General features: G+C 41.3%; 16 protein-coding genes and 1 tRNA gene. 2 read left to right on the top strand and 15 right to left on the bottom strand.

Features of this window, described 5'->3' with window-relative positions; translation table 11 throughout:
* The 13 genes from I6F54_RS10125 to I6F54_RS10185 all read right to left on the bottom strand — a co-directional run.
* On the bottom strand, window positions 1–113 hold a 113-nt coding region (locus I6F54_RS10125; protein ID WP_138558991.1), incomplete at its 3' end, for a GTP-binding protein.
* Between the two features lie 62 nt (window positions 114–175).
* Complete coding sequence (gene fusA, locus I6F54_RS10130) at window positions 176–2,290, bottom strand: elongation factor G (protein WP_165728275.1); 2,115 nt, start codon at window positions 2,288–2,290, stop codon at window positions 176–178.
* A 27-nt stretch (window positions 2,291–2,317) separates the two neighbouring features.
* Window positions 2,318–2,788 carry a 30S ribosomal protein S7 gene (gene rpsG / locus I6F54_RS10135; protein ID WP_010392135.1) on the bottom strand — a complete coding sequence of 157 codons (471 nt, stop codon included), beginning with the start codon at window positions 2,786–2,788 and terminating at the stop codon, window positions 2,318–2,320.
* 97 nt (window positions 2,789–2,885) lie between these two features.
* Entirely contained in the window at window positions 2,886–3,260 is a 375-nt protein-coding gene (rpsL, locus tag I6F54_RS10140; RefSeq protein ID WP_008165517.1) for a 30S ribosomal protein S12, read from the bottom strand.
* A gap of 194 nt (window positions 3,261–3,454) precedes the next feature.
* Window positions 3,455–7,630 (bottom strand): DNA-directed RNA polymerase subunit beta', encoded by a 4,176-nt coding sequence (rpoC, locus tag I6F54_RS10145; RefSeq protein WP_165740514.1) that lies wholly within the window; start codon window positions 7,628–7,630, stop codon window positions 3,455–3,457.
* A 104-nt stretch (window positions 7,631–7,734) separates the two neighbouring features.
* Entirely contained in the window at window positions 7,735–11,760 is a 4,026-nt protein-coding gene (gene rpoB / locus I6F54_RS10150; RefSeq protein WP_165740515.1) for a DNA-directed RNA polymerase subunit beta, read from the bottom strand.
* Between the two features lie 271 nt (window positions 11,761–12,031).
* Window positions 12,032–12,394: a 50S ribosomal protein L7/L12 gene (rplL, locus tag I6F54_RS10155; RefSeq protein ID WP_002958882.1), complete on the bottom strand. Its 363-nt coding sequence runs from the start codon at window positions 12,392–12,394 to the stop codon at window positions 12,032–12,034.
* A gap of 74 nt (window positions 12,395–12,468) precedes the next feature.
* Window positions 12,469–12,963: a 50S ribosomal protein L10 gene (gene rplJ / locus I6F54_RS10160; RefSeq protein ID WP_002958881.1), complete on the bottom strand. Its 495-nt coding sequence runs from the start codon at window positions 12,961–12,963 to the stop codon at window positions 12,469–12,471.
* A 322-nt stretch (window positions 12,964–13,285) separates the two neighbouring features.
* Window positions 13,286–13,990 (bottom strand): 50S ribosomal protein L1, encoded by a 705-nt coding sequence (rplA, locus tag I6F54_RS10165; protein WP_165740516.1) that lies wholly within the window; start codon window positions 13,988–13,990, stop codon window positions 13,286–13,288.
* A 3-nt stretch (window positions 13,991–13,993) separates the two neighbouring features.
* A complete protein-coding gene (rplK, locus tag I6F54_RS10170; RefSeq protein ID WP_002958879.1) occupies window positions 13,994–14,422 on the bottom strand; it encodes a 50S ribosomal protein L11 in 429 nt (142 codons plus the stop codon).
* A gap of 214 nt (window positions 14,423–14,636) precedes the next feature.
* Window positions 14,637–15,200 carry a transcription termination/antitermination protein NusG gene (gene nusG, locus I6F54_RS10175; protein WP_007580122.1) on the bottom strand — a complete coding sequence of 188 codons (564 nt, stop codon included), beginning with the start codon at window positions 15,198–15,200 and terminating at the stop codon, window positions 14,637–14,639.
* Between the two features lie 4 nt (window positions 15,201–15,204).
* Entirely contained in the window at window positions 15,205–15,582 is a 378-nt protein-coding gene (gene secE, locus I6F54_RS10180) for a preprotein translocase subunit SecE (RefSeq protein WP_002958877.1), read from the bottom strand.
* Window positions 15,583–15,714: 132 nt separating this feature from the next.
* A tRNA-Trp gene (locus tag I6F54_RS10185) sits at window positions 15,715–15,791 on the bottom strand.
* 164 nt (window positions 15,792–15,955) lie between these two features.
* On the opposite strand from I6F54_RS10185, the gene I6F54_RS10190 reads away from it, so the two are divergent.
* Both I6F54_RS10190 and I6F54_RS10195 read left to right on the top strand, forming a co-directional pair.
* Window positions 15,956–19,936, top strand: a complete 3,981-nt coding sequence (locus tag I6F54_RS10190; protein WP_197141208.1) for a hybrid sensor histidine kinase/response regulator transcription factor — start codon at window positions 15,956–15,958, stop codon at window positions 19,934–19,936.
* A 136-nt stretch (window positions 19,937–20,072) separates the two neighbouring features.
* The gene (locus I6F54_RS10195; RefSeq protein ID WP_165740251.1) at window positions 20,073–21,203 is read left to right on the top strand and encodes a CsgG/HfaB family protein; all 1,131 of its coding nucleotides are present in this window, start codon (window positions 20,073–20,075) and stop codon (window positions 21,201–21,203) included.
* Window positions 21,204–21,257: 54 nt separating this feature from the next.
* Here I6F54_RS10195 and I6F54_RS10200 read toward each other — a convergent pair whose 3' ends face one another.
* Window positions 21,258–21,758 (bottom strand): hypothetical protein, encoded by a 501-nt coding sequence (locus tag I6F54_RS10200; RefSeq protein ID WP_101216814.1) that lies wholly within the window; start codon window positions 21,756–21,758, stop codon window positions 21,258–21,260.
* Window positions 21,742–22,494, bottom strand: a complete 753-nt coding sequence (gene deoC / locus I6F54_RS10205; protein WP_197119360.1) for a deoxyribose-phosphate aldolase — start codon at window positions 22,492–22,494, stop codon at window positions 21,742–21,744. The genes I6F54_RS10200 and deoC overlap by 17 nt, the downstream gene beginning before the upstream one ends.
* Between the last annotated feature and the right edge of the window lie 51 nt (window positions 22,495–22,545).

Here is a 22,545-nt window from a genome sequence, read left to right on the forward strand (position 1 = left end):
TTTGCAAGTACGTTAGTGATTGCTGCAGTTAGTGTAGTTTTACCGTGGTCAACGTGGCCGATTGTACCAACGTTTACATGCGGTTTTACGCGTTCAAACTTTTCTTTTGCCATCTTAAAAAATTCCTAATAAAGAAATTAAAGCCTGACTCACTATTGAGCCAGACAAGCTAAAATTATATAACAGCGCGAGCTGAAATTATTGTATCTGCAACGTTTTTCGAGGCTTCAGCGTACTTCACAAACTCCATAGAGTATGAGGCACGGCCTTGTGTTGCAGATCGTAAAGCAGTCGCATAACCAAACATTTCAGAAAGAGGAACTTGCGCATTAATTTGCTTAAGTCCACCTAATGCATCTTCCATGCCTTCGATTATGCCGCGGCGACGATTTAAGTCGCCAACTACATCACCCATATTTGAATCAGGAGTGAGTACTTCAACCTTCATTACTGGCTCTAAAAGTACAGGGTCAGCTTTACGCGCCCCATCTCTCATTGCCAGTGAACCTGCTATTTTAAATGCCATTTCATTCGAATCTACATCATGGAATGAACCATCATATAAAGTCGCTTTAACGCCAAGTAATGGGTAGCCTGCCAGTACACCTTGAGACATTTGCTCTTGGATACCTTTGTCTACCGCAGGAACGAACTCTTTAGGAACAGACCCACCTACGGTTTCGTTAACGAACTCGTAAATTGGTGACTCATCATCCGTAATGTCCATCGGTTCAAGTTTAAGCCAAACGTGACCATATTGACCACGACCACCTGACTGACGTATAAACTTCCCTTCAACCTTAACAGTTGAACGAATAGCTTCTCGGTATGAGACCTGCGGCTTACCAACGTTACATTCAACACTGAATTCACGTTTCATACGGTCGACGATGATATCTAGGTGAAGCTCACCCATGCCAGAGATTATAACCTGGCCTGATTCTTCGTCAGTTTGTACGCGAAAAGAAGGGTCTTCAGCAGCTAGTTTACCTAGCGCGATACCCATCTTATCTTGGTCAGCTATAGTGCGAGGCTCAACCGCAATAGAGATTACTGGTTCAGGGAATTCCATACGCTCAAGCGTAATAATAGAATTCGGATCACACAGTGTTTCACCTGTTGTTACGTCTTTAAGACCAATAGCTGCCGCGATGTCGCCTGCGAAAACTTCTTTGATCTCTTCACGAGAGTTTGAATGCATCTGTACGATACGGCCAAGTCGCTCACGCTTACTTTTTACTGGATTATATACCGTGTCACCCTGTTTAACAGTACCAGAGTAAACACGGAAAAAGGTCAAGGTCCCAACGAACGGGTCTGTAGCAATCTTAAATGCGAGTGCAGCAAACGGCGCTTTATCATTAGCAGGACGTTCTTCCTCAGTACCATTTTCTAAGATACCTTGGATTTGTTTCACTTGCTCTGGCGACGGCATATACTCAACAACGCCATCAAGCACAGCTTGAACGCCTTTGTTTTTAAATGCGCTACCACAAGTAACTGGAACAATCTCATTAGCTAATGTTCGTTGGCGTAAAGCATTTTTAATTTCTGCTTCACTTAACTCTTCACCTTCTAAGTATTTATCCATTAGTTCTTCTGTTGCTTCAGCAGCGCTTTCAACTAAATGAGAGCGCCATTCTTCAGCTAATTCCAGAAGTTCTGCCGGTATTGCCTCATATGAAAAAGTCATACCCTGGTCCGCTTCGTTCCAGTTAATCATTTTCATTTTTATGAGGTCAATAACACCTTTAAAGTCGTCCTCAGCGCCTACAGGCAACTGAATTGGAACAGGCGTTGCTCCAAGACGAGATTTCACCTGGCTAACCACTGCTAAGAAGTCAGCGCCCGTGCGATCCATTTTATTTACGAAGATCATTCTCGGAACTTCGTATTTGTTCGCTTGACGCCAAACTGTCTCAGTTTGCGGCTGTACACCAGATGAAGCACAAAGAACAACTACCGCACCATCGAGTACACGTAAAGAACGCTCTACTTCGATAGTGAAATCTACGTGTCCTGGAGTATCAATAATATTGATACGATGGGCGTCAAATTGAGCGTCCATCCCTTTCCAAAAACACGTTGTTGCAGCAGAAGTGATTGTGATACCACGCTCTTGTTCCTGCTCCATCCAATCCATAGTTGCAGCGCCATCATGTACTTCACCGATCTTATGAGAAAGACCTGTGTAGAACAGAACACGTTCTGTTGTGGTGGTTTTGCCTGCATCTACGTGAGCAACAATACCTATATTACGATAGCGCTCAAGTGGAGTTGTACGTGCCATATGATCCTCTTAAAGGTTAAAGACAGATTACCAACGGTAATGAGCGAATGCTTTATTCGCTTCAGCCATACGGTGAACGTCTTCACGTTTCTTAACCGCAGTGCCTTTGTTGTCAGCAGCGTCAACGATTTCTTGAGCTAAACGTAAGCCCATAGATTTTTCGCCACGCTTACGTGCAGCGTCTACTAACCAACGCATACCTAATGCGTTACGACGAACTGGACGTACTTCAACTGGTACTTGATAAGTTGAACCACCAACACGGCGAGATTTAACTTCTACCTGTGGGCGGATGTTATCAAGTGCAGTTTCAAAGATTTCTAGGTGCGACTTGCCTGATTTCTCAGCAGCCACGTCTAGCGCACCATAAACAATTTTTTCAGCAGTAGATTTCTTGCCGTCTAACATTACGATGTTAACGAATTTAGCAAGAAGTTCCGATCCGAACTTAGGATCTGGAAGAATTTTACGTTGACCGATTACGCGTCTTCTAGGCATTTTGTATCTCCGGTTTATTCAGGTTTGCTCTTTCGAGTCAATCACCCAAAACAATAATTATATATATTTAGTGCTTGGCCTTACTAACGGAATACAATTAGCCTTTAGGGCGTTTTGTACCGTATTTAGAACGAGCTTGACGACGATCGCTAACGCCTGCACAGTCAAGTGCACCACGAACAGTGTGAAAACGCACACCTGGTAAATCTTTAACACGACCACCACGGATTAGGATTACACTATGCTCTTGAAGGTTATGACCTTCACCGCCAATGTATGAAGTTACTTCGAAACCGTTAGTTAAACGTACACGTGCTACTTTACGTAACGCCGAGTTAGGTTTCTTAGGTGTAGTTGTATATACGCGAGTACATACACCGCGCTTTTGCGGACACGCTTTTAGTGCAGCTGAGTTACTTTTCGTAACCTTGCTACGGCGTGGCTTACGCACTAGCTGGTTAATAGTTGCCATTTAAATAGCTCCTGAAATTAAAATTACTACTGAAAAAAATAAAAAATCCGCCCTTTATTTACGAGCCTGCATTGAGCACACAAGTAAATGGGTGGCGGAATTTTAATGAGCAAAGTTTAACCTGTCAACCTAAACTAACCGTAAGACAGCATATAACTGCCTCACGATCACTTAATCTATTGATTAAGAACAGTTTATTGATTTCCAGACAAATCAGCATTTAGAGCGTCTGTAAGTGCTTGAGTTGCCTCTTCTGCACTTACTGTTTGCTCTTCTACTACTACTTTGCTTTGTTTACGGCGAGCCATACGTTCTTGATGATACGCAAAACCGGTACCGGCTGGGATCAAACGACCCACAATTACGTTTTCTTTAAGACCGCGAAGCTCATCGCTCTTACCATTCACTGCCGCATCTGTAAGAACACGTGTTGTCTCTTGGAAAGACGCTGCAGAGATGAAAGATTCTGTTGCTAGTGATGCTTTTGTGATACCCATTAACTGGATTTCATACTTAGCTGGTATCTTACCTTGTTTTTCAAGGTCACGGTTTGCGATATTAACGCGCGCCACTTCGATTTGTTCACCGGCTAAGAAGTCAGTATCACCGCTGTGTATGATGGTACATTTACGAATCATCTGACGGATAATTGTTTCAATGTGCTTGTCATTGATCTTAACGCCTTGCAAACGGTAAACCTCTTGCACTTCGTTAACGATGTAGTTAGCAACATGAGTCACACCACGTAGGCGTAAGATGTCATGCGGTGATTCAGGACCATCGGCGATAACTTCACCTTTAGACACTTGCTCACCTTCAAACACGTTAAGTTGACGCCACTTAGGAATCATTTCTTCGTAATGATCACCTTCAGCTGGAGTAATAACTAAACGCTTCTTACCTTTAGTCTCTTTACCGAAGCTAATAGTACCTGTGATCTCAGCTAATATAGCTGGTTCTTTTGGCTTACGAGCTTCAAATAAGTCGGCTACGCGTGGTAGACCACCCGTGATATCACGAGTTTTCGAACCTTCTTGCGGAATACGTGCTAACACGTCACCTGGGTTTGCTGTAACGCCGTCAATAACTTCAATCGTCGTGAATGAAGGAAGACGTGTTTCTTGCAGACCGCGCTCTTCACTTTCGATGATAAGCTTTGGTTCTTTCGTATTTACTTTAGCAAGATCTTTTACAACTACACGGGTTAAACCAGTTAGTTCATCAGTCTGTGCTTCAGTATTTGAATCATCGATATCGCTGAACGATACTTTTGACTTATGCTCAAGAACGATTGGGTGACTATGCGGGTCCCAAGTAGCAACGATGTCGTTACCTTGAACTTCCGTATTGTCTTGCACTGTTAATACCGCACCGTAAGGTACTTTATAGCGCTCTTTCTCACGACCATGACTATCAATGATAGTAATTTCCGTAGAACGAGAAGTAATAACAATCTTACCGTCTGTGTTAAGTACGTACTTAGAGTTATGAAGTTTTAATGTACCGTTAGTTTTAACTTGTACATTATTTTCTGCAGATGCTCTAGATGCCGCACCACCGATGTGGAAGGTACGCATTGTTAACTGTGTACCTGGCTCACCGATTGACTGTGCCGCGATAACACCCACTGATTCACCAGCGTTGATGATATGACCACGTGCTAGGTCACGACCGTAACAGTTAGCACAAACACCAAAGTCATTATCACACGTGATAACAGAACGTACACGAACTTCATCTACTGAGTGCTCTTCTAAAAGGTCACACAGTTTTTCGTCTAGCATGATATTACGTTCAACAAGTACTGTATTAGTACCTGGAATTACAATATCTTCAGCAACAACACGACCTAGAACACGTTCACGAAGTGGTTCTACAACATCACCACCTTCAATAAGCGGTTTCATTGTTAAGCCATCTTCTGTACCACAGTCATCTTCATTGATTACCAAATCTTGTGCAACGTCTACTAGACGACGCGTTAGGTAACCCGAGTTTGCTGTTTTAAGTGCTGTATCGGCAAGACCTTTACGCGCACCATGCGTTGAGATGAAGTACTGAAGTACGTTTAGACCTTCACGGAAGTTAGCTGTGATTGGCGTCTCGATGATTGAACCATCTGGACGTGCCATTAGACCACGCATACCCGCCAACTGACGAATCTGTGCAGCACTACCACGAGCACCTGAGTCGGCCATCATAAACACTGAGTTAAATGACGGTTGCTCTACTTCTTCACCTTGTGCATTGATAACTGTGTCTTTCGACAAGTTAGACATCATCTCACGTGATAAGTTTTCGTTTACACGTGACCAGATATCGATAACTTTGTTGTACTTTTCACCAGCCGTTACAAGACCTGATTGGAATTGTTGGTTGATTTCAGTAACTTCAGCTTCAGCTGATTCAATTATCTGTGCTTTAACCGGTGGGATAACTAAGTCATCAATACCGATAGAAACACCTGACTTCATTGCATAATGGAAACCGGTGTACATAACTTGGTCAGCAAAGATAACTGTATCTTTAAGACCTAAACGACGGTAACACTCATTCAATAAGCCAGAAATCTGCTTTTTACCTAGCGGCTGGTTGATTGACGCAAACGGCATGCCTTTAGGTAAAATTAGAGACAGAATTGCACGACCAACAGTTGTATCGATAACAGTGATAGTGTCTTCTACTACGCCGTCTTCGTTTTTAACTGATTGACTAATACGTACTTTCACGATTGCGTGAAGGTCTGCATTGCCACTGCGGTATGCTTTTTCTGCTTCTTTTGGATCTTTAAATATCGCGCCTTCGCCTTTAGCGTTAATGCGGTCACGAGTCATGTAATAAAGACCCAATACAACATCCTGTGAAGGAACGATGATTGGCTCACCATTCGCAGGAGATAGAATGTTGTTTGTTGACATCATCAATGCACGAGCTTCAAGCTGCGCTTCGATTGTTAACGGTACGTGTACCGCCATTTGGTCACCATCGAAATCGGCGTTGTACGCCGCACATACTAATGGATGCAAATGAATTGCTTTACCTTCGATAAGCACAGGCTCAAACGCTTGGATACCCAAACGGTGAAGTGTTGGTGCACGGTTAAGTAATACTGGATGTTCACGAATTACTTCGTCAAGTACATCCCATACTTCCGGAACTTCACGTTCAACCATCTTCTTAGCAGCTTTGATTGTCGTAGCCATGCCGCGACGTTCTAGTTTGCCATAGATGAATGGTTTGAATAGCTCTAGTGCCATCTTCTTAGGAAGACCACATTGGTGAAGCTTAAGTGTAGGACCAACTGTGATTACAGAACGGCCTGAATAATCTACACGCTTACCAAGTAGATTCTGACGGAAACGACCTTGCTTACCCTTGATCATATCAGCAAGAGATTTAAGAGGACGTTTGTTAGAACCTGTAATTGCACGACCACGACGACCGTTATCAAGTAGCGCATCTACCGCTTCTTGTAACATACGTTTTTCGTTGCGTACAATAATGTCTGGTGCTGCTAAATCTAGTAGACGTTTAAGACGGTTATTACGGTTAATAACACGACGGTAAAGGTCATTTAGATCAGATGTCGCAAAACGACCACCGTCTAATGGTACTAATGGGCGTAGATCAGGTGGCAATACTGGAAGTACTGTCATGATCATCCACTCAGGGTTATTACCTGATTGGTGGAACGATTCCATTAACTTAAGACGTTTAGTGATTTTTTTACGCTTAGTTTCAGAGTTAATTGTTGGTAACTCTTCACGCATCTCAGCAATTAATTGAGCAAGATCAAGTTCACGAAGCAAGTCTAAAACTGCTTCAGCACCCATCTTAGCTTCAAATTCATCACCATGCTCTTCTAGTGAATCTAAGTATTCTTCTTCACCTAATAGCTGACCACGCTCAAGCGTTGTCATACCAGGCTCAGTTACTACGAATGATTCGAAGTAAAGAACACGTTCAATATCACGAAGCGTCATATCTAGCATTAAGCCAATACGTGACGGTAATGATTTTAAAAACCATATATGTGCAACTGGGCTCGCAAGGTCGATATGACCCATACGATCGCGTCGCACTTTAGTGAGTGTTACTTCAACGCCACACTTTTCACAGATCACACCACGGTGTTTAAGGCGTTTATATTTACCACATAAACACTCATAATCTTTCACTGGGCCGAAAATACGGGCACAGAATAAGCCATCGCGCTCAGGCTTGAAAGTACGGTAGTTAATAGTCTCAGGTTTCTTTACTTCACCGAATGACCATGAACGAACCATGTCTGGTGAAGCAAGACCAATGCGAATTGCATCGAATTCTTCGGTCTTATTTTGTTGCTTCAGAAACTTAAGTAAGTCTTTCACCTTAGCTCTCCTGTCGGAGTTAATCTTGAGGACGGATAATTTCGTCCCTACATTCTATTCAGCCGTAACAGATGCTGCAGCGTTAACTGCAGCATCTAATTGGCTTAATTTTCTTCCAACTCGATGTTGATACCCAGTGAGCGGATTTCTTTCAACAATACGTTGAACGATTCTGGCATACCTGGTTCCATTTTATGGTTACCATCAACGATGTTTTTATACATCTTAGTACGACCGTTCACGTCATCCGATTTCACTGTTAACATTTCTTGTAGAGTGTAAGCAGCACCGTAAGCTTCAAGTGCCCATACTTCCATCTCACCAAAACGCTGGCCACCGAACTGGGCTTTACCACCCAGCGGCTGCTGAGTAACAAGGCTGTAAGAACCAGTAGAACGTGCATGCATTTTATCATCAACTAAGTGATTCAATTTAAGCATGTACATGTAACCAACAGTTACTTGACGTTCAAACTGATCGCCAGTACGGCCATCATAAAGTGTAACCTGACCACTACGAGGATAGCCCGCAAGCTCAAGCATGTCTTTGATTTCGCTTTCTTTCGCGCCATCAAATGCAGGAGTAGCTATTGGTAAACCACCTTTTAAGTTTTCAGCTAGACGACGAATTTCGTCATCAGTGAAGCTAGCAATATCTACAACTTGGCGAGATTCGCCAATTTCGTATGCTTGCTTGATGAAGTCACGTAGCTCATGAAGCTCACGTTGTTCTTTCATCATCTCTTCAATACGTTCACCGATACCACGTGCAGCAAGACCCATATGTGTTTCAAGGATCTGACCGATGTTCATACGTGATGGTACACCTAGTGGATTCAATACGATATCTACCGTACGACCTTTGTCATCGTAAGGCATATCTTCTACTGGTACGATAGTCGAGATAACACCTTTGTTACCATGACGACCCGCCATTTTATCACCCGGTTGGATACGACGTTTAACAGCTAGGTATACTTTAACAATCTTAAGTACGCCTGGTGCTAAGTCATCACCTTGGGTAATTTTACGACGTTTGTTTTCAAACTTCTTATCGTATTCAGCTTTAAGCTCATCGTATTGTGCAGCTAGTTGCTCAAGCTCAGCTTGCTTGTCTTCTTCAGCAAGACTTTGCGTAAGTACTTTTTCAGCATTTAGAGATGCAAGTTTATCTTCATCAAAACCAGCAGCTATAAGTAGCTTACGTGCACGGTCTAAAACGCCTGCTTCTAAAATACGGAACTCTTCGTTGAAGTCTTTCTTCGCTTCGCGAAGCTGCATGTCTTCAACTTCTAACGCGCGTTTATCTTTTTCAACACCATCACGGGTGAAAACTTGCACGTCAATTACAGTACCAGTTACAGAATTTGGTACACGTAAAGAGCTGTCTTTAACGTCAGACGCTTTTTCGCCGAAGATAGCACGCAGTAGCTTCTCTTCAGGTGTAAGCTGTGTTTCGCCTTTAGGAGTCACTTTACCTACTAGGATATCGCCGCCTTTAACTTCAGCACCAATATATACAACGCCTGATTCATCAAGCTTGCCTAGTGCAGATTCACCCACGTTCGGGATATCTGCTGTGATCTCTTCTGGACCTAATTTAGTATCACGGGCAACACACTGTAGCTCTTGAATATGGATAGTCGTTAGACGATCTTCTTCAACTACGCGCTCAGATAACAAGATTGAATCTTCGAAGTTATAACCGTTCCATGGCATGAATGCCACGCGAAGGTTTTGACCAAGGGCTAAATCACCTAAGTCAGTCGAAGGACCATCTGCTAACACGTCACCACGAGTAACCGGTTCGCCAACCATACAAGTTGGTTTTTGGTTAATACATGTATTTTGGTTTGAACGTGTGTATTTGGTTAAGTTGTAGATGTCGATGCCCGCTTCACCAGGGATGCGTTCTTCTTCATGTACATTTACAACGATGCGACTTGCGTCAGCATACATTACTTCACCACCACGTTTAGCAACGATAGTTACACCAGAGTCTTTCGCTAGTGTTAACTCAATACCAGTACCTACTAACGGCTTATCCGCTTTCAATGTTGGTACTGCTTGACGTTGCATGTTTGAACCCATCAATGCACGGTTAGCATCATCGTGTTCTAGGAACGGGATAAGTGCTGCCGCTACAGAGATCACCTGTTGTGGTGATACATCCATATACTGCTGGTCCATGCGACCCATAAAGGTAGATTCACCTTTGTGACGACATGGGATAAGTTCATCAACAAACTCATTGGTTTCAGTTAAGTTTGAATTCGCCTGTGCGATAACAAACTGACCTTCTTCAATGGCTGATAAATAATCAACTTCATCAGTTACAACACCGTCTACCACTTTGCGGTAAGGTGTTTCTAAGAAACCGTAGTCATTTGTACGTGCGTACGTAGACAATGAGTTAATTAGACCGATGTTTGGACCCTCAGGAGTCTCGATTGGACATACGCGACCATAGTGAGTTACGTGAACGTCACGTACTTCAAAGCCTGCACGTTCACGAGTTAGACCGCCCGGACCTAATGCAGAGATACGACGTTTATGCGTAACTTCTGATAGTGGGTTATTTTGGTCCATAAACTGTGATAACTGAGACGAGCCGAAGAACTCTTTAACCGCTGCCGAAATAGGCTTAGCGTTAATAAGATCTTGTGGCATTATCGCGTCAAGGTCACCTAAGCTTAAACGCTCACGTACAGCACGTTCAACACGTACTAGACCAACACGGAATTGGTTCTCAGCCATTTCGCCAACACTACGTATACGACGGTTGCCTAAGTGATCGATATCATCAACATCGCCTTGACCGTTACGAATAGCAATTAATACTTTCATAACAGACACGATGTCTTCTTTGCTTAATGTACCAGGGCCTGTGTCTGTATCGTAACCAACACGGCTATTGAACTTCATACGACCTACAGTAGATAAGTCATAACGTTCTTCAGAGAAGAACAAGTTCTGGAATAAGGCTTCAGCCGCGTCTTTCGTCGGTGGCTCGCCTGGGCGCATCATGCGGTAAATTTCTACTAGTGCTTCTAAACGGCTGCTTGCAGAGTCAATGTTCAAAGTATTTGACATGTAAGCACCGCTGTCCACTTCATTGATATATAACGTATCAATTTTAGTGTAACCGGCTTTAACCAATTCAGCCATTAGCTCTAGAGTTAGCTCGTCATTTGCATTTGCAATAACTTCACCAGTTGACTCATCAACATAGTTTTTAGCTACAATACGGCCAATGATGTACTCATGTGGTACTTCTAATTGCTTAATGCCTTTCTTCTCGATGCTCTTGATGTGGCGAGCCGTAACACGACGACCGCTTTCAACAAATACTTCACCGTCTTCGCTCTTGATATCAAAAGCGGCAGTTTCACCACGTAAACGCGAAGGTACAAGTTCCATAAGAACTTTACCGTTCGTTACTTCAAACGTAGTGTTATCGAAGAACATATCTAGGATTTGTTCGCTAGAATAATCTAGTGCACGTAGGATGATAGACGCCGGTAATTTACGACGGCGGTCAATACGTACATATAAGTTATCTTTTGCATCAAATTCGAAGTCTAACCATGAACCACGGTAAGGTATAACGCGTGCGTTATATAATACTTTACCCGATGAATGGGTTTTACCGCGGTCGTTATCAAAGAATACACCAGGGCTACGGTGTAGCTGAGAAACGATAACACGCTCTGTACCATTGATTACAAAAGTACCGGTATCTGTCATGAGCGGAATTTCGCCCATGTAAACTTCTTGCTCTTTAATGTCTTTAACTGTGCCTGGTGCTTCTTTGTCCATAACAACAAGACGCAGTTTCACGCGAAGTGGAGCAGAATAAGTCACACCGCGAATTTGACATTCTTTTACATCGAAAACTGGCTCACCAATACGGTAACTTACGTATTGAAGCTCAGAATTTCCCGAGTAGCTTTTAATAGGGAACACAGAACGGAAGGCAGCTTCCAAACCATGATCGCCATCAGCGTCCGGCACTAAGAATTTTTTAAACGATTCTAACTGTGTAGACAGTAAAAAAGGTATATCCAAAACTTGTGGACGTTTACCAAAATCCTTACGGATACGTTTCTTTTCAGAATAAGAGTAAGCCATGGGGTTCCTCAGCTTGCTGATCTTTGACCCGACCTGTTCTTGTAAGAACAGACTTAACTGGCAGCTATGCCAAGATTTTACAACATTTAACTGTTGTTCTAATTAGATCCCACTTTAACACTAGCAAACTATAAAGCGTTGAAAGTAAAGAAAAAATCAGATTTTATTTGAACTAAAAGAGTGCATCACTCTATAGCGCAAAAAGGCCGGTGATTAAATAATCACCAGCCCTTGCCTGATTTCTCAGGCAGCGAACTTAGCAAAAGCTAAATTACTTAACCTCAACTTCAGCACCAGCTTCAGTAAGATCTTTTGCAAGTGCTTCAGCTTCTTCTTTAGATACACCTTCTTTAACAGGTGTAGGAGCAGCTTCAACAAGAGCTTTCGCTTCTTTAAGGCCAAGGCCAGTTGCGCTACGAACAGCTTTGATTGCAGAAACCTTGTTAGCGCCAGCGCCAGTAAGGATTACGTCAAATTCTGTTTTCTCTTCAGCAGCTTCAGCAGCTGGACCAGCTACCATTGCAGCTGCAGCAGTTACGCCGAATTTTTCTTCCATTGCTTCGATAAGAGCAACAACGTCCATTACTGACATTTCAGCAATTGCGTCAAGGATTTGGTCTTTAGATACAGACATTACAAATTTCCTAATAATTAACGGACATTACGTCCAAATAAATTTTACACCGAAAGTGATTAAACAGCTTAAAATTAAGCAGCTTGCTCTTCTTTCTGTACACGTACTGCTTCAATTGTTTTACACAATTTGCCAGCAGACGCTTCTTTCATAGCACTCATTAAGCGTGCAACAGCTTCATCGTATGTAGGTAATGTAGCAAGCATTGCTGCATCAACAACATTTCCTTCAAAAGCGGCCGTTTTAAGCTCGAATTTCTCATTCTTTTTCGCGAAATCTGAAAAGATACGCGCAGCAGCACCTGGGTGCTCTGATGAGAAAGCGATTAAGCTTGGACCAACAAATGAATCAGAAAGACACTCAAAATCTGTTCCTTCAAGAGCACGTTTTGCTAAAGTGTTACGGACAACTTTCATCCAAACACCATTTGCACGAGCTTCTTTACGAAGGGCAGTGATTGCGCCAACTGTTACACCACGAGAATCTGCAACAACTGCAGATAGAGCACCATTGGCTGCTTCGTTGACTTCAGCAACTATTGCTTTTTTGCCTTGAAGATTTAAAGCCATGGGTGTTACTCCTGGTTTAATGGGGATACCGATTATCGGATTCCCCTGTTCTACTCTTCCCTACCAAACAAGGTAGAGATGCTTTTTACGGCGAGAGCCAGAAGGATTAGGAAAAATCTATCTGGGGTCTACACCGTCTACGTAGGTGAATATTAAGGCCGAAGCCACCTACGGTCTTGGACGGAAGCCCAATTTATCGTTAACCCCGAAGGCTTAACGAAATTATGGACTTCAACCCGAATTCTTTACTTTGCTAATTAATAAATTAATCAACAAAATGGCGCGAAATTATAGTACAAATTTCACGCCATGTAAACACTAATTAAGCTACAGTTGTGCTTAAAGTGCCTTGGTCAACAGAAACACCTGCGCCCATTGTTGTAGAGATAGTTACTTTCTTCAAGTAAATACCTTTAGCTTGAGAAGGTTTAGCCTTCTTAAGCGCAACAATTAGAGACTCAAGGTTTTGTTGTAATTGCTCTGCAGTGAAATCAACCTTACCAATAGTAGTATGGATGATGCCATTTTTGTCATTACGGTAACGTACTTGACCTGCTTTAGCATTTTTAACTGCTTCTGCAACGTTAGGCGTTACAGTACCAGTTTTAGGGTTTGGCATTAGACCACGTGGGCCTAAGATTTGACCTAGTTGACCAACAACACGCATAGCGTCTGGTGATGCAACAACAACGTCAAAGTTCATCTCGCCTTTTTTAACTAGTTCAGCAAGATCTTCCATGCCTACTAATTCAGCACCGGCTTCTTTTGCAGCTTCTGCATTAGCGCCTTGTGTGAATACAGCAACACGAACGTCACGACCAGTACCGTTAGGTAGTACAGTAGCACCACGAACGTTTTGATCAGATTTACGAGCATCGATACCAAGGTTAACGGCAACGTCAACACTTTCTACGAATTTAGCTGTCGCTAACTCTTTTAAAAGAGCAACTGCTTCATTGATTTCGTAATCTTTTGTTACTTCCACTTTTTCGCGGATAGTACGCATACGTTTAGTTAATTTAGCCATTTCTTAGTCCTCTACGTTCAAGCCCATCGCACGCGCAGAACCTGCGATAGTGCGAACCGCTGCGTCCATATCGGCAGCTGTAAGGTCAGTTCGTTTTGTCTCAACAATTTCTTCAAGTTGAGCACGAGTTACTGTGCCTACTTTATCAGTGTTAGGACGGCCTGAGCCTGACTTGATACCAGCAGCTTTCTTAAGTAAGTAAGCAGCAGGTGGCGTTTTCATGTCGAACGTAAATGAACGGTCACCGTAAACAGAGATCACTACAGGAACTGGAGCGCCTTTTTCGATAGACTCTGTACGTGCGTTAAACGCTTTACAGAATTCCATGATGTTTACACCGTGTTGACCTAGTGCAGGACCTACTGGAGGACTAGGATTAGCCATACCAGCGGCAACTTGTAGCTTGATTAGAGCTTCAACTTTTTTAGCCATTATAAATACCTCATTTGGTGGGTCTCAGCCTTGTGCGCGCGAGGACGCGTACTCTAACGGCTTCCCAGTTTAAAAATTGGTTTCGTACTTTTTGCACAGTAAAAATAAATTTTTACCTTAATACAAAAAGGCCGCTGATTATAAGTTAATCAGCGGCCTTTTTCAAGCTTCATGCCAAAATTTAAATAAAAATTAGCGAAGCTTTTTTAATCAATTACTTATCTTGCTCAACTTGACCGAATTCAAGCTCAACTGGCGTAGAACGACCAAAAATAAGTACAGATACTTTTACGCGGCTCTTTTCGTAGTCAACTTCTTCAACTACACCACTGAAATCTGCAAATGGTCCGTCTGTAACGCGAACAACTTCACCTGGTTCAAATAATGTAGCAGGTTTAGGTGCTTCAGCATTTTCTTGAAGGCGATTAAGAATGCGTTCTGCTTCTTTAGGAGTTATTGGAGCAGGACGATCAGACGTTCCACCAATAAAGCCCATTACACGTTCAGTGCTGTTCACTAAGTGCCAGCTTGCGTCATTCATATCCATTTGTACTAATACATAACCTGGAAAGAATTTACGCTCAGATTTACGCTTTTGGCCAGCGCGCATCTCAACAACTTCTTCAGTTGGTACTAGTATCTCACCAAAGCTCGATTCAAGACCTTCGATTTTAATGTGTTCAGTTAACGTTTGAGCTACACGCTTTTCGTAACCAGAAAAGGCTTGTACTACATACCAACGTAACTTAATTTCTTTGTTCTCGTTCTCATCCGACATGGGATCAGATCTCCAATCCAGTTAAAAAGCCTACAGCGCGGAATAAAATGCCATCTAATCCCCAAAGGATAAGTGCCATAATCACTGTTGCAACCATTACAATTAATGTCGTGTGGGTAGTTTCTTGGCGCGTTGGCCAAATAACTTTGCGTACTTCAATTCGAGCTTCTTTAGCGAAAGCAAGAAAGTTACGTCCCTTAAATGTTTGCGAGGCAATTGCTAATCCGGCCGCTATTGCAACAACAACGCCGATAGCACGTAGTAGTACAGATTGATCTGCATACATGTGATTACCAACAACTGCGCCTGCAAGTAGCGCGATTGCTACTAACCACTTTACTGACTCCATCGCACTTGATGGTGTTTCTACATTCGTGCTCATAATATTATTACCTTAACTACAGACACAACAACCCTACACTACGGTAAGGTTAATCCATTAAAATCTAAACTTAAAAACAGACTTAATTTAAACCGGTTTTTAATCTCAGACTACTCAAACCACAAGTAAAACTGGCAGGGGCGGAGAGATTCGAACTCCCAACCATCGGTTTTGGAGACCGCTGTTCTACCAATTGGAACTACGCCCCTGCAAAGTGGATGCCTATTATACTTACGCAGTCCATTAACACAAGCCTAAAAGATACCCACATTGGAAAATCTCGGCATTGCATTAAAAAATCAATCTTAACATTGATTAAAAAGCAGTTTATGATTGTCCAAATTATAGGGACTCACAATTAGATGGGAAGTCTGTGAAAGCAATAAAAACAATCATAAGATATAAAATTATTAGCTTTTTATTATTATTTCATATTAGTTCTTATGCCCTGCCATTGTACTTAGATACATATACAAATGAACAAGGTTTATCACAAAATTCAATTACCTGCAGTACCACTGATGAAAAAGGGTTTCATTGGTTTGCTACCCAAGGTGGCTTAAACCGATTTGATGGGTATGAATTTAAGCACTATAAATTCAATCCTTCACAACCTAGTATTTCGGGAAATTGGATTACGGACTGCCTGAATTTAGGAAACGGCCACATTTGGTTTGCGACAACAAGTAATGGACTTAACTTATTAAATACTGAAACAGGAAGTTTTAGTGTTTTTAACCAGTACTCAGCTCCTCCTATTACAAATGAACGTATTTCATCAATTTCTTCTAATTCGCCACAAATCATTTGGATTGGTCACGATAAAGGGCAACTTACTCGTTTAGATACATACACAGGTACTACCGAATTATTTTCTTATCAGGGCACGAATCACTTAAATGTTGTTTTTAAGGATGTGCTTTTTGATGATCAAAAAAACCTTTGGTTAGCAAGTAGTATCGGGCTGATTAAGTTCGATACACAAACACATCGGTTCGAACATATATCTAATAGCCCTGAACAGCTCTGGCAATTAAAAAAAGTAACAAACGGCAAATTTATTATAGGAGGTAAGACTGGTCTAAGTGTTTTTGACTCAAACACACTCGCATTTTATAACTTTGAGCAACTCAAAAATGTTTGGGTCACAGATATACTTTTTGATGATGAAAAAAAATTATGGGTAAGCACTTATGGTCATGGTCTTTATTACCAAGCTACAGATAATTTACTAAGTAGCGAGTTTCGTCAACTTACTCACTCTCCAGATTTAAAACATGGCTTAGCTAACGATCACCTATTATCACTTTACCAAGACCCTCAAGGCATTATTTGGATTGGTACAGACGGCTATGGATTACATCGCTATGATAAAAGGCAGGCTCAGTTTGGTCATCAAAAACATCAAAGCAATAACCCAGCTTCTATCTCGAATGACTTTGTAAGAGCAATACTCAAAGACAGTAACAACTTACTTTGGGTGGGTACGCGCGACGGACTTAACAAACAAACTGACACAGGATTTAAACGCTATGAAACAGATAAAAATCAAGATATAGGCTTAACTAATAACAATATATTTAGTCTTTATGAAGATGCCAATAAACGCGTATGGATAGGCACATACGGAGGTGGTTTACTGCTTTACAACCCAATTAATGATAACTTTTCGGCTTTTACTGTGCAAAGCCATCAACTCAGTAGTAACCGTATTTATGCAATCGAAGGTGATCTAAGTGGTAATTTATGGCTGGGCAGTAACGAAGGCTTAACGCGATTTAATCCCGATACTTTACAGGTTACAAATTTTAAATACACCGCAGATAAAAATAGTATCTCAAATAATACTGTTTTTAGTATTACTTATGACAGCGACAACAACGCTATATGGGCAGGAACCCGCGCAGGGTTAAATAAACTTTCTTTACATGATGAAACATTCACCCATTACCAAAGCGATCTTAAAAAGCCTAATAGTTTAACGCATGACATGGTTACATCCTTGCATTTACAAGATAAAAACACTTTATGGGTAGGTACTTTTGGCGGGCTCAATAAGTTAAATATCCAAACAAACAAAGTAATAAACATTACAGAGTTTGATGGCTTACTTAACGATAATATTTTTGCAATTAAACAAGATAGCAGCGGTTACTTGTGGCTAAGCAGCAACCAAGGCCTAACCCGTTACGCTCCTCAAACCCAACAAATGCAGCATTTTTTACCCGCAAACGGTATACAGCATCATTCTTTTATTTTAGGTGCCGCTTTTCAAGCCGATGACGGCGAGCTATTTTTTGGTGGTATTAACGGTTTTAATCAATTTGATCCGTTAAAGCTGACTCTAGCAACTCAACCCCCAGAACCCGTTATTACAGACTTACTTATTTTTAACCAGTCAGTCGGGACACAGCAATATATAAAAAACAAGACCCAAACGGCTAAGCTTATAAGCTATACAGACAGACTCTTTTTTAAAGAAGAAGATGGTGTTATCGGCTTTAAATTTTCTGCTTTAAACAGTGCAGAGCCCCCTTCTCAATACCAATATGCTTACAAGTTAGCTGGGTTAGATAAGCAGTTTTTATACGCAAACAAAAACCAGAGGCAAGTTAGTTATTCTCAACTTCCCGCTGGAAGCTATCACTTTATTGTAAAAGTTAAAGATCAATACGGTCAATGGAGTGATGATAAAACAATGGTTGCGCTTAAAGTTACTCCACCTTGGTGGAAGAACAATGTTGCCTATGTAACTTACATCATTATCGTATTATTTATAATGTGGTTAATTATAACAGCAAGGTATAGAGCTAACGTTGCAGAGCAAGCAAACTTAAAAGAGAAAGAACTTAGCAACTTAAAAACCCAACTATTAGATAATGTTAGCCATGAACTTAAAACACCATTGAGCTTAATATTAGCGCCACTTGAGAGTTTACAAAAAAGCCATAAGGATTCAGACACCCAACAAAAACTAGCGATGATTCAACGTAATAGCTATAAGCTATTGGATCAAATAAACCAACTTTTACAGCTCAGCCAGCGCCCAAGCACAGCAGTGAAACACGTCACACCCTATGCTATAAAGCCGGTAGTTGAACAATTAATTGAAGATTTCACCCCTTTATTTAAACAAAAAAATATTACGTTCAAGTTTGAAGATTTAACACAAAAAACTATTCCCATTAAATTAGAGCTAAATCATACAATTTCTATTATCAGTAACTTATTGAGTAACGCACAAAAATACACTCCAAACACTGGCAAAGTATTACTTCAGCTATTAACTCAAAAACAAACATTAATCATCACAGTCTCAGATACTGGTGTTGGTATAGATAAAGAGCACCTTGAGACCGTTTTTCAACGATTTACACGCATAGATACGAGTAATCAAAGTGGTAGCGGTATTGGCTTAGCGCTGGTGAAGCAGCTAGTTGAGCAATATGGAGGAACTATTGAACTTAAAAGTGAATTAAACAAAGGAAGTTGTTTTACTGTTTCACTCCCAACAACTCAAACAGACGAAACCTCTAACCTCACTGCTCTTGCTGTGTCTAAAAACAATAATTTATGTGCAGTAAAAAGTAATAAGATTCTTATTATTGAAGACAACGATGAAATGCGTGATTTAATAACGTCACTATTTATTAGTAGCTTCACGTGTATAAGTGCAGCTAACGGAGAGCTAGGTTTAGCTTTATGTAAAAACGAAATGCCTGACTTGGTAATAAGTGATGTAATGATGCCTGTTATGGATGGCTATCAGTTTATTAAAGCACTGCGCAGCGACACGGCTATTAGCCATATTCCGGTGTTATTACTTTCAGCAAAGGCAGATACGCATAGTAAATTAAAGGGCCTAGACTTACTTGCTGATGACTATTTGAGTAAACCTTTTGAGCCGCAGCTGTTACTCAGCCGCGTTCAAGGGTTATTAACGATTAGAGAAGTACTTAATCAACATTTAAAACAACAACTACCTGCTTTATCACAAACAACCCAGCTCGACCCACAAATGGCGCAAAGTAAAGATTATGTATTTACCGAGCGTGTAAAAACGACAGTAAAAGAGCATTACCAAGACGAAGCATTTAGCGTAGAAGAATTTGCAGCAGCGCTCTACCTTAGCCCTCGCGCTTTACAATTAAAAATGAAAGCCTTGTACAACCTAACACCAAGCGATTACATTCGAAATATTCGTTTAGAATTTGCACAAGTGCTTTTAAAAAATAGTGAGCTTGCAATTGGTCTAGTAGCACAGCAAGTTGGCTTTAATTCACAAAGCTACTTTGCCCGGTGCTTTAAAGCAAAATATAATATGTCCCCAAAACAGTTTCGCGAACAATCCTGATAAATTTCGCCTGTGTGACTAAACATTTCGCACCAGTACTATTATTAACCTACTGATTTAACTAAATTAACATGAATTTAAATATTAAAGGAAATGCACTGCATTTCCCTTGAGCATATTAATTAAGGACAGTCATATGTTAAAAGCACCACAAAAACTATTATTAACGGCACTATTAACTGCCACTCTTAGCGCTTGTCAAAGCACCTCCACAAATGTTACGTCAGGTCAAAATTCACCAGACATAAACACTGTCGCCCAAGAACAATACAATGGGCCTAAAGCTCGTATTGCTGTTGCACGCTTTACCGACAAATCAAACAACTCAAAATGGTGGCGTAAAGAAATAGGCGACGGTATGGCTGATCAATTAACTACGGCACTTGTATCAACAAATCGCTTTATTGTTTTAGAGCGCCAAGCGCTTGATGCTGTTTTATCAGAACAAGACCTAGCAGCCTCAGGTCGCGTTAGTGCATCATCGGGTGCCGCTTATGGTGAGATTGAAGGCGCTGAAATAGTCGTTATTGCAGCGGTAACTGAATTTGATGACGATAGCTCTGGTGCAAGTGTTGGCAGTGGCGGCTTTATGGGTGATGTATTTAGCTCTGTATCTGCTGGTTTCTCAGGCTCGCATATGGCGATTGATCTTCGTCTAATAGATACACGCACATCACGCATTTTAGCTGCAACAAGTGTTGAAGGTGGCAGTAAAGATTTTGACTTTACTGGAGCCGCAACCAACTTTGGTGGCGCACTTGTTGGCGGTAATATTAGTGGATGGTCTGATACCCCTAAAGAAAAAGCCCTTCGTGAAGTTATTATTAAAGCGGTTGAGTTTTTAGAAACTAAAATTCCAGATACTTACTATCGCTATAACAGTAATAACACTTTAGCATCGGGTTACACTGCGCCGCCACCGGCAGCTGTACAAGCAAAAACAGCCAGCAAGAGCGCTGTAACAGTCGATGTACCCACTCATAGAATGCCACATTATGAAAAGATGGATTTAGCAATGTCGCGCCTAAGCTTGGTATGTTTGGGTTACCTAAGAAACCAGCCTGATTACGAAGAATTCGAAACACAGGATGTTGAGTACGATCGTAAAACAGTTATCGCACTTCGTGAGTACCAGCAAGACAAAAAACTAAAGGTAACGGGTTTAGCTGATGAAACAACTAAAAAATCACTTGATGATAGTGGTTGTATTGCTAAAACGAACAAATCAAGCCTCGAAAGTATAAGCAACATGTTTAAGTTTAATTAATAAATATTATCTTTAAGTTTAAAATGAAAAACGGCTGTTACTTAGAGCCGTTTTTCAATCTATACGTAATAACTCACCACGATAAAAATCACACACTAACCAAATTTGCTCAAATTGATAGGTTCTTGGAAAGTTAAGGTCATTGATCACAGCTTCAAAGTCAGCTTTGTGCCAAATAGTACTGGCGTTACGAATAACAAGCCAAGTACGCTCTGAATAATAACGTTTTTTCGCTTTTTGTTTCAGCAACCGCTCTAATGCAGCCCGCAATCTGTGTTCACTTGGCTTTTGTGCCATATCTGCCAAATCTCGTTGCATTTGCATTGACAACGATCGTCCTAAAACAGCCATCGCTTCTGTTTCGCTGGCATATAAATGAGCAATTTCTATATCAAGCTGTTCACTCTCTTGATAACAACTAACGTCAGGTTTATTAGGCTCATTATGCCAAATGTTGCGCATATGAACACCCAACTGCTGCTCATAGCAACGTAAAAACAATTTAGCAGCATCATGCTCTAACTGACGTTTTTCCTCATCACTGCTGCGTTTCATTCAACACCTTGTAAACATCATTCAGTAAGCTTGAAGCACCAAATCTAAATGTATTTGCTTGCAAATAATCATCACCCATTATTGCGCGCGTAAGCGTTAAATAATCACTGGCATCGGCAACAGTTTTAACACCACCGGCAGCTTTAAAGCCCACACGTTTATCCGAGTTTTTAATGGCTGTTAGCATAATTTTTGTTGATTCAAGGGTTGCATTAATGGCCACTTTACCCGTACTGGTTTTTACAAAATCGGCACCACCTTCAATAGCCAATTGAGTAGCCTGCGTTATAAGTGCTTCAGTTTTAAGCTCACCGCTTTCTATTATTACTTTTAGTTGGGCGCGCGACCCACATGCTTTTTTACTTTCGCTTACATAGCTAAGTACTGTTTGAACATCGCCCGCTATGAGTTTTTTGTAAGGAATAACCAAATCAATTTCGTCAGCGCCGCGCTCTATTGCAATAAGTGTTTCGTTAATTACATCACTCAGTGGCGCATCACCTGTTGGAAAATTAGTGACCGTTGCAACTTTTACGTAGTTAAGCTCACGTGCTGCGAGTGCTATTTTTGCATCATCAACAAAGTCGCTATAAACACATACTGCAGCAGGTGTGCCCAGCCTCGGGTTTATACTATCAACAAGCGCTTGAATGTTTTTGGTTGTATCGCTGGTGTTTAAGCTTGTTAAATCCATCAGTGCGACTGCTAATGCGGCATCTTTTTGGTGTTGTGTCATTAGAGCTCCGTTGCTTATGTAATACCAATTTTATTAAAAACATAATCATTT

This window comes from Pseudoalteromonas sp. SWXJZ10B, from assembly GCF_015864475.1.
Classification (GTDB): Bacteria; Pseudomonadota; Gammaproteobacteria; order Enterobacterales; family Alteromonadaceae; genus Pseudoalteromonas; species Pseudoalteromonas arctica.